The 11,633-nt window shown below is 27.7% G+C and carries 1 protein-coding gene; it reads right to left on the reverse strand.

Features of this window, described 5'->3' with window-relative positions; genetic code table 4:
- A partial coding sequence (locus VBM88_RS00005; protein ID WP_323680121.1) for a lipoprotein 17-related variable surface protein occupies window positions 1–11,290 on the reverse strand: 11,290 nt, incomplete at its 3' end.
- Window positions 11,291–11,633: the final 343 nt, after the last annotated feature.

Below are 11,633 nucleotides of genomic sequence, written 5' to 3' on the forward strand. Positions count from 1 at the left end.
AAGTTGCTACTGAAGTAGCTACAAAGTATGGTCAGATTAAGATTGGCGATATTTCTTTTATTTTTTTATCAATAGTTGTTTGTTTAACTACATCTTCGTTGTTATGAGAGTTAAGATTATTTAAAATTTCATCTGAATCAGTAATTGCTTTATTAATTGCATCTTTTTGATATTTAGTTAATTTTTCAAATTTCTTAGATTCGGTTAAATCCACTAAATCATTTTTAGCTTTAGCTAATTCTTCAGCATCAACATATAATTGAGTAATTTGATTATGTTTATTATCAAATTCTTCGCTTGTAGCATTATTATCTAAAATGTTATTGATCAATGTTGCTTTGGTTGTGTCATTAAGCACATCGCTCGCTTTAACTTGTTGAATTAATTTGTCTTTAACTTTAACGTTATTTAAGTTATTTATAAAGCTTGAATCATTAACTAAATTGAGTGTTTCGCTAATTAATTTATCTCTAGTTTCGTCAGAAATTTTGTTGTCTTTAGCTTCTTGATGTAATTGATCAATTAATTCTAATCTAGCTTTTTCATTGTCTAATTTATTAGTAAATTCTTCGCTTGTTTCATCTAATTCTCTAATGTTTTGAGAAATTGAATCTTTTTGTTCTTGTGTCAAGTTTGGATTTTGTCTAATTTGATCAATTGCTTCTTGTTTTTTGTTAATGTTTTTAGCTATTTCATTGTAGTTTTGTTCAGTTGGATCGTTAGCTAAAACATCTTCAACTAATTTAGCTTTATCATTGTCACTTAAAGATTGATCATTATTAATTTTACTTAATTTATTTAATTGATCTTTGATGTTGTCAAAGCTTACTAAAGCATTTTCGCTATTAGCATTAATTGGGTCTAATTCAGCAATTAATGCATCTTTTTGAGCTTGTGGCAAGTCTGATTGGTTAATTTGTTCGTAAAGATTTGCTTTTTTATCAACATTACTAATTTGATGATCAAGACTTGATTTGGTTTGATTGTTATCTAAGTCAATAATTTCATTAACTAGATTTGCTTTATTTTCTTTAATTAACTCATCATTTGCTTTAATTTGTTCAATTGCTTTAACTTTAACTGAAATATTATTTGCTTCAGTAGCAAAATTATCTGAATCTTTTGCTAAGTTATGAACTTGATCAATTAAAGCTTCTTTAGTATTTTCATCTAAATTAGGGTTTTGTTTAATTTGATCAATTAAATTCAATTTAGATTCAATGTTATTTAATTTATCAGTTAATTTACTGTCATCATGAGGCACATTAATTACTTCATTTACTAATTTGTTTTTATCTTCATCGCTAATGTGTTCATTAGTTTGAATTTTTTCAATTAGTTCAGCTTTTTGGTCAATGTTAGCAATTTGATTTTCTAAATCATCTTGTTTATTGTTTAAGTTAGCAACTTCATCAATTAATTGTGCTTTTTGTTCATCAGTTAAATTAGGATTGCTTCTTATTTCTTTGATTTTATTTTCTTTAAGTTCTTCATTAGCTAATTGATCAGCAAATGTTTTATCTCTAGGGTCTAATTGACTGATATTATCACTTAATTTTGCTTTATCTTCAGCGTTTAATTGAGAGTCTTCAGTAGCGTTAATTCTTTCATAAGCTTTTTCTTTAGCTTTAATCTTGTCTAATGTATCACTATATGAATTTTTGTTAGCTTTGCTGTTTAATTTATCATCAACATTAGCTTTTTCAATATCGTCGATTAAATCTGCTTTTTGTTCAGGTGTTAAATTAGGATTATTTTTAACATCATTAATTAAGTCTGCTTTATTAACGATTTTATCTAAATTGTCTTTGAAGTTTTGAACTTCATCAGCATTATCTGAATTAGAAGGAATAGCTAAGTCTTTAACTTGATCTATTAAAGCTTGTTTTTCAGCAGGAGTTAAGTTGTTATTTTCATGAACTTTTTCAATCGCTTTTTGTTTAGCATATTCAAAGTTTTTATCACCATCAAGAGCATTTTTCGCATCAATTAATGCTTTTTCTAATTCTAATACTTTAGCAACGTCTTCATTAGTACCTTGTTTACTGATTAATTCATCAACTTTGGTTTTAGCTTCATCATAGTTAGCTTTTGGTTCTTGAGAAGCTGCAACATATTTAGGATTATCTGGTTGAGTTAATTCATCATTAATTGCCTTAGCTGTTTCTTTTAATTGACCCATAGCATTGTTCAATGTTTGAGCTTTATCAACCACTTTGTCAACATTAGCTAACAATTTAGCTTTATCAACTTCTTCAATTAAAGCTGTTTTTTGAGCGTCATTAAGATGTTCAAGGCTATTAATTAAGTTTTTTGCTTCAGCTTTTTTGTTATTGATTTTTTCATCACCGTCAAGGTTTTGAGCGGCAACATTTAATTTTTCAATTAATGAATCTATGTTGTCAACACTTAATTCAGCGCTTCCGTTTTCTTTATCAGCTAAATTACTTGCATCATTAAACGCTTTATCAAATTCACGCATTTTTTCTTCAGTTGCATTTTTGTAATCAACACTATTAGGTATGTCTTGATTGTCGACAACTGCTTGTTTAAGCTCAGCCATTTTTCCATCTAATGCTTGCGCTTCTTCAGTTACAGCTCTAACATCTTCAGGAGTTGTAGCCTTATCAACTTTAGCAATTAAAGCTAATTTTTGAGCATCATTAATGTTTTCTAAAGCATTAATTTTAGCAATTTCTTCAGCTCTAACTGTTTTAATGTGTTCTTTACCATTTAAGTTATTAATTGCTTCATGAACCGCATTGATTTTTTCTGCAATCTTGTCATTGCTTAAGATGTCTTTTGTATCATCGCTCGGTTCGTTTAAAGCTGTTTCATAGTCTTTTAAAGCTTGAATAGCATCGTCATATGCTTCTCTTAAATCTTCTTCTGAACCTGTGTAATTAATATCGTTTTTAATCTTAGATTCGTTGTTTAAGTATTGATCAAGTGTAGCCATTGTACCATTAACCAAAGCATTATTTGCATCAACTGTATTTACATCGGCAACTGAATTTTGCTCATTAATTTTAGCAATTGCTTCATCTTTTTGTTGATCGGTTAAATTGTTATAAATTGGGTTTTCACCTTTAATTTTAGCAATAGCGTTTTCTTTAGCTTGAGCAACTTTTTCATCACCGTTTAATCCGTTGATTGCATTATTTAGTTCAGTGATTTTAGTATCAATTTGCTCAACACTTAAATTAGTTCCATTATCACCTAAATCTTCAGCTCTAATTGCTACTTGATTATTGTATTTAACTTGACGATCTTCGTCAGCTTCAACATAATCAACACTTGTTTTGTCAACTTCGGCAATATCTTTGTAAGCTTTCATTTTGTCATTAATTGCTTTAGCTTTTTCAACAATATTATTAACTTCACTTGCCTGGTTATTTTTGACTTTTTCAGTTAAGAATGATTTTTGAGCTGGATTTAAGTTAGTTAATTTATTAATTGTTCCAATAGCTTTTGCTTTAGCTGTTTCATCAGTTTTGGCTTGATCTAAAAGATTTTTAACATTAATAGCAAAATCTTCATTTGTCTTATCTAATGTGGCAGCATCAATTTTAGCAATATATGTATCTTTTTCAGCTTTAGTTAAATTATCCAGTTTAGCTAATTCATCTTTGGCATTGGTTTGTGCATATTTAAGAGCCTTGTTATAAACAGCTTGTGTTTCTTCTTGTGTTGGAACTTTTGGTAATTTTTCGATTTCAGCTTTCAATAAGCCTTTTTGGTTTTCGTTTAGACTTGGGAAATGATTCTTAATGTCATTTCTTAATACTTCTCTATTTCCATCAAGGACTTCATCAGCAGTTTTTAAGGCTTCTTTACTTTGGTTTGCTTCATTAGCTAAACCATTTAATGAATCAGCAGTTGCATTGCTTAAATCTTTAGCTTTTAATTCTGCTAATTTATCTTTAGCATTTTTCAAGGCTTGATCAACAGTTTCTTTTCTATCTTGGACATCGTTGGTATAAATACTTGTTGCAACTTTAGCTTCTGTAGAAGTAATTTGTTTTTCTAAGTCACCAAGATCTAAGTTTAATTTTTGAGCTTTTTCTAAGATTTTTTGTGCAGCTTCTTCATCAGTAGCATTATTTAATAAGTCTTTAATTTTATCTTTTTGATCTTTTGATAAATTATCAAGTTTATCAACTGCTTTAGCTTTTTTGTTTTTGTTTTCTTCACCATTAAGTGCATTATAAGCAGAAATTAATTCTGTTTTAGCATTATCAATTTCTGTTTTTGAAGCATTATCTTTAACAATTAAATCATTTAAAGCCTGTAATTTTTCATCGTAAGTTTCTTTTAAAGCAGCATCTGCTAATCTATATTTGTCAGCAACTTTATTTGCTGATTTAGCTGTTTCATAGGTTAATCTGTCATCTTTTGCTAATTTTTGAATTTGTTCTTTTACAACATTCTTAGCTTCTAAAATGGCAGTATTTAAAGCTGTAGCAGTTTCTTGAACAGTTGAAGCTTGTGATGTTGGCGATGATTTAACTTGATTTTCAAATACGGCTTTTTGATTTGGGGTTAAATCACTTAAATCATTGATTGCGTTAATAGCTGCTTGTTTATTTTGATTTAATTGTTCAGCTTCTTGAATTATCGCTTTAACAGCAGCGTCATATTTGCGACCTTGAGTTTCATCAAGTGCAGCATTATTAACTTTTCTTACTAATTCAGTAATTTCATCATTTGAAAGATTTGCATAATTATTATTAATTTTGTTTGACGCTTTGGTTTTACTTAAACTTAATCCTTCTTGAAGGATGCTTGATTTTTCTTCTTGTGTTGGTTGTTTTTGTAAATTATCAACTTTGCCCTGTAAAGTTTTAATTTGACTAGCATCTAATAATTCTCAATTATTAAGATCTTCTTTGAATTTGTTTCTAAATCCATCTAAGGCATCAATTGCATCATTTAAGGTTGACGTTTGAGTGTTAATTTCACCGGTTTTTTCAGCAATTTGATCTTTGTTTAAATTACTTAAATCAGCTGTTTCATAGCCTTCTAAGGCTTTTTTAGCATCTTGAATTGCTTGGTCAAATTTAGCTTGGTTACCCGTTGTATCACCTGTATATTCAAGTTTATCTTTTTTGCCTTCAGCTTCAGATATTTTAGCTTTAAGATCAACAATAGCTTTATCTAAGTTTTTAGCTGCTTCATTAATTTTGTTTGCTTCTTCTTTATTAGCGGCTCCATCAATTTTATCTTTGATAGCTTGTTTTTGTTTAGGTGTTAAATTGTTTAAATCATCAATTCTTTGATTTAATGCATTTTGGTTTTGATCACCATTTAACTCACCATAAGCAGTTTGTAAATTGCTTAATACTGTTTCAACAGCACTTAATTCTGAGTTAGCGCCATTAGTTTTATTAAGTAATTCTTGAGCTGCTGATAAAGCATTATCATAAGCTTGTTTTTTATTAGCATCTGCTAAAGTATAAACAATAGCTGTTTTAGCATCATTGTTTTGATCATCTTCAACTGCCTTTTTAGTTAAAGCGGTTAATTCAGCTTTAACAGCATCACTTAATTCATTCATTTTGGCATTTAATGTGCTTGCTGTTGCACTACGAGTTTGAATTGCTTCAGTTGAAGTAGCTGATTTTAAATCTGCTTTATAAGCGTCTAATTGATTGTTATTTAAATAAGGGTAATTATTTGTTGCATCAGCAATAGCTTTTTCAATTTCTGCTTTAACTTGAACTTTAGCTACTTCATTAAGATTATTGGCTTTTTCTAATTCATCTAATAAAGTTTGTTTTTTTGCTTCAGGAACATTGTTATTAATGTATTGGGCAACTTTTTCTTTTTCAGCTTGTAAAGTAGTTTTAAAGCCTGTTAAAGTAATTTTTCTTGTGTTAGTTGAAACAACCGCTGGATTTTGTGGGTCATTATTTGAATTCAATATTGCTTTGGTAGAAGCAATTTTGAATGTTATATCTAATGTACCATTATCATTGTTTGGCGATAACTGAATACTGTTTAAATAACCTTCAACATCTAAGTTTGCTGGGTTGTTAAACGCTTTAATAGCTTTTTTAGCAACTTCACTTGGCAATTGATTTCTATCAATTGCGTTAGTATCACTTTCATCAATAGTAAATGAATTATTTGAATCAGCTAAAATAGCATCTACTCTTTCTTGTTCAGTTAAAGTGCTTAAGGCATTATCATTATTTAAAATATAAGTTTTACTTGATTGGATACTTTCAAGATTTTCCTTAGTTGATTGATATTTGTAACTTAAGTCTAATTTACCTGTTAGTTCATTTCGATTTGAAATAACTCAATCAACTGGTTTAACATCTGCAGGGATTGTAGAATCGTTAAATTCAACATCATCTTTAGTAATTTCACTAGCAGTTTTAGTATTTTTTGAATTATCTTTAACTTTGGCAGTTGCAGTTTGTAATGAATTTAATCTAGTTAATTCATCATTATAACGTTGTTGACCATTTAAATTATTAATTGCATTTTGAATTTCAGTATTCATTGAGTCAACATTAGTTTTATTCATCAAGTCAGAATTATTTTTAGTATTTAAAGCAGTTAATAAATCTTCTGCTTTTTTAATTGCGCCACCTTTTTGACCATTATTTTTAACAGGATTACCATCATAAGCAGATCTTAAATCATTTGTTGTGTAAATATAATCGCCACCTGTTACAACAGTATTTTGTTTCGTGATGTAATCACGCAAGGTTTTCATTGATGAATTTAACGCATTATTAGTTGCATCTTGACTGTTAACATCTGCAATGGTATTTTTAGCATTAATTAAAGCAATTGCTTTTTCTTTTTGTTTATCAGTTAATGATGAATAATCGGAATTAACTTTAGCAATTGCTTTTTCTTTAGCTTCTTGTAATCTTTCTTCACCGTTTAAATTACTAATTGCATCTTGAATTGCTTTAGTTCTCTTTTTAACTTCTTCTAATGATAAATTAGATCCTTTAGTCTTATCAACATCAGTTTTTTGTTGATTTACTGCATCATCTAAAGCACTTTGATTGTCTGCTTGAGTATAATTTGTGCCTTTTTTAATTGTTTCAATATTATTAGTTGCGTCAATGTAAGCTTTCATTGCATTATTTAAATCATTTGCATCAGAAACTTTTTGGTCTAATTGATCAATTGAAGCATTTTGGATCGCTTCTTTAATAGCATTTTTTTGTGCATCATTTAAATATTGATAATTATCAATTGCTTTTTTCTTTGCATCTTTTTGATTTTGTTCATATTGAGCTTGAGTTAAGAAACCAGCTCTAGTTTGAGGATTAGTTACATTACTATAAATATTGTTATTATTTACAGTTTGCCCTTCAATTGTTACAAGATCACTCGCTAATCTTGTAGTCTTAAATTTATATGTATAAGTAACTGAACCAGAATCATCATCAGTTGAAGTTTGATTCACATTTGTTAAACTAATTTTATTAGCATTAGCAAAATTAGAATCAATTAAATTAACATTATAATCAGTATTTAATGTTGAATCTGAAGCACGTTTAATTGGATTAGAAACAATTTTTATATTAGTAATTTTATTTGCATTAGAATCTTGATTTACTAAATTATTTAATCTAGTTACCTCATTTTGAAAACCAGTTATTTCTGCAGTCTTTTCTGTTGAAATTGCATTAACATCTTTGTTAGATTGCAATTTATAAGCAATTTTAATTTTGCCAGTTATATCGTTATAACCAAGATACTTAACACTATTTTCATAAATTTTTGTATTAGTTGGTAATTGTCAAACAATATCAATATTTGCTTTATTTGCTTTTACCACAGTTGAGGCTTGAATATTTGATTTTTGACTCGGATCTTTATATTCTGGAGTAGCGCTTAAAGTTTCAATTCTTGATTGTTCATCACTAAAACCAGTAATTTTATAAGTTTTATTTTCTGTATAGATGTTGTCTTTATCACTTGATTTAAGAATTTTATAAGTAACTACTAAAGTACCAGCATTATCATCAGCTTTAATACCAATAATTTTAGTTTCTACCCCTTGCTTATTAGGATCAATACTATCAGTAGTAATTAAACCTTGTTTTGCAGTTGAAGGTTTAATGTTTTTATCTGGATAACCAAAAGTAGCACTATAATCTTTAATTTTTTCACGTTCATTATTAATATCAGTTCATTTATCGACAATAGTTTTGATATTTTTATCTGAACCGATTAGAACTTTATTAGAATAGTCTTCATCAGCTACATAAGTATCTTTATACAATTGAGCTTGTCCAATTAATTGTTTAACATTATCTTTTTCATCTTTACTTAAATAAGTAAGACTATTAATTTGATCTTTGGCATTTTCTATTGCCATATCAAATGCAATTTGCATTTCATCATTAATAATTGAATAATAATTTGCATTAATTGCTAAAGTTTTAGTTTGAGCATTATAGGTAAAAGGACCTTTTCATCCCAATTTTCCTTCTAGAGAATTAATGATATAGAATTTTTCACCAATAGTTTCATTTCCATTTAAGAAAGTAAAATTGTTGATTTCTTTTTTAAATTCTTCAACAGCTCCATTAAGTTCATCACCAGTTAATTTATTGATTCAATTTTGTTGTAAAGTATTTTTTCCATTAGTGTAAAAAGTGGTTAACATGCTAGTTGATTCAAAAATGTTTGGAATTGTCTTATTATTTGCATCTTTTAAATTTGCATCAAAAGTATCAAAAGAATTTAAATTAATAGAATTGGTTGATTTTGTAAAAACAGCATAATTTTTAAAATCATTTTGAGGTTTTTGTTGCTCTAAAATTTGAGTTTTTAAATTATTTTTTTCTGTGACAAGAGAATTTAAATTTGCAATAGTATCTAAAACATTCTTAATATTAGATTCATAAGGCTTTGATTTTGTTGAGTCAAATGTTTTAACTTGTTCTTCAGTTGTTAAAGTATTAATAACATTTTGAATAAGATTATTAGTTAACAAATTAGTTGCTCTTGTATTATTTGTTGAATAAGTTTGAGAATTAGCTTTTGTAATTTCGTAATCATTCAATTTGCTATATAGAGAATTTAAATTATTTTTACCAGAAGTTAGAATTGCATCAAGTCTATCGCCTAAAACTTTTTTAATTGTTTGTAAAATTCGACTTAAAAAATCAAATGATTCTAATGTACTATATTTACTTGAATTACTTCTATCTTGTGCTTTTGGATCATCATTATATTCATCAGATTTAAGTTTAATAATGCTAGAATTTGTGTCAATAAAATCTTCTAAACTTTCTTTAACTGAGATATCAGCTAAAGCATAAAGCATTTTGTTTGTGGCAATTGTATTTCAATCACTATCATAAATTTCAGTATTAAGTGGAAATTCACAAACCTCTTTATATTTTTCTTCTATTGATTTTTGTAAATCATCAATTGTATCAATTTTGTTTTTTCAACTATTTTTAGCATCTGTATCTGTAAATTCATTATCAACATTAAAAGAAGTATCAGCTTCAACATATCTAGTTAAAGCATCTTTTTCACCTTTAGTTAATCATTTTTTAGATTGAATATATCTTTTAAGATATTCTAAATCTGTAAATGTGTATTCAATCGGTGCAAAATCAAGATACTCTCTTCCAAAAGTAGTTGACGCAGAAGCAGTTGAGGATTTAGTAATCATTCTTCATTTTTTGGTATCTGTACCTGGAACAAAAGAAGCATTTAGACGTAAATTATCCAAGTTATTGTATTTTTTATAATCTTGATAAATATTTCTGGTTCTAATTACATTTTTATTGTCATAAGAAACACCATTTTTATCTATATTGTATGCAAAAGCACTATTTCCGTTTTCAGAAATAGATAAATTAGCTTGTGGAATTCCATCAGTTACTTGATCGTAAAATTCAAGATCATTTTGAATTTTTTCTTCAGTATTAAATTTCTTTAAATATGACTGTTTCCGATCAGCCATTTTAATAAATCCACCAATAACCTTGTGTTCATCTCTATTATTTAAATTTCTATATTCTGAAACTCCAAAATATGTTTTCTTTTCAGTGGTTGAACCAGTATTACCAGCATATAATTGATTAAAAGGTTCAGTTGAATTATTGAATGGTTTCATTTCTAATTCAACTACAGCTCCTGCAACAATTTCATTATGTGATGTACTTGTATTAACTCTAAAAACAAATAAACCTCCTTGATTTTGAGTTATATTATTTTTAGTAATAACAGGAGTCTTATCCCTAATTATTGAGTGTTGAAATAAACCAAAAGCAACTTTATTGTATTTATCGGTTGTGAAAGTAAATTTAGAATTTCTTACCGCTTGTGGAGTATAACCTCTAATTAAAACATCATAAAGTTCATTACTTCCTTGTTGTCTAGTGTTTTGTCATCAGTTTCTTTGATTTTTATTTACATCTGACATATTATTTTTGTACTCATCAGGAATATGATCATAATATGGTAAATAAGCATAGTCACTAATGTAAGCCATTTTTGACTTACCATTTATGGTTGTACTAACTGATTTATCTGCGCTAGTTAATTGTTGCGTTTTACCTATTCATGGGCTTATTTCCATTTTGCCAATATTGGCTTTTGGATTATCATTGATATTTATAGTATATGTAGTTAATTTACCTTCAGTTTGATCAATATTAACACTGCTACTATCTTCTTTAACAAATAAGTGAATCTTGATATCACCAACTAATCTAATATCGTCAGAAAAGTAAATTCCAGCAGTAAAAAAGTCATTATTTGTATCAGCATTAGTTAAGTTAACACCAACTTTAACTTTTTTAGTATTAGTTAATGGATTATATCCATTTCCATTTCATCAAGAACCAGTGTTATCAGGTAATGATGATGAAGCACCATCTCTTTCTCAAGAATACATATTACCAATTTCATTAGCAAAACCCTCACCGTTTCAATTAGTTTGATTAATATTTGATGGTAAACCTGGGGTTGAAGCATCGAATAATCTATACCATGCATCGCCAGTTGCACTTCATTTAAGCTTATTATTTCCAGTTTGGCTTAAATTAGTTACTCCATTTGCATCTAAAGAGTTGTATCACCTATGGACTGTGCCATTACTATAATTATCATAACCTGTTCAAATATCATCTGAAATATTAGAATTAACTTTATCAAACACATAATTATCATTATTGATTGCAACATTCACATCTTGTTTTGAATGATTTGCTGAAAGAGTCAAAGTAAGTCCTATTAATGGTGCTGATGCAGGCACAATTAAAAGACCCTTTTTAAATGCTTTGTTTTTCATACATATCTCCTATTCTATATATATAACTATTCTGTAATATATATATATATATATAGATTTATTATATATTAATTGTAGAATTATGAAAACATTAAAACTTTTTTGAAAATTATATCAATTTCAGGTATGACATTAATTCCTGTGACATTTGTTGCTTCTTGTGAAAATTCTAAACAAAAGAAATAAACAGGGACACTAAAAGTGGACAGAAAGGTTAATTAGACATAATAACACCTCAATGTTGTTGGGGTGGTTTCACATTTATGAAATTTTTTGGTTTTTAAAAAATGCAAAAAAATCAGCACTATCTTTATCTAGTACTGATTGATTTTGATTGTTTATT

This window comes from Mycoplasma sp. 1232 (assembly GCF_034863345.1).
Taxonomy (GTDB): Bacteria; Bacillota_I; Bacilli_A; order Mycoplasmatales; family Metamycoplasmataceae; genus Mycoplasmopsis.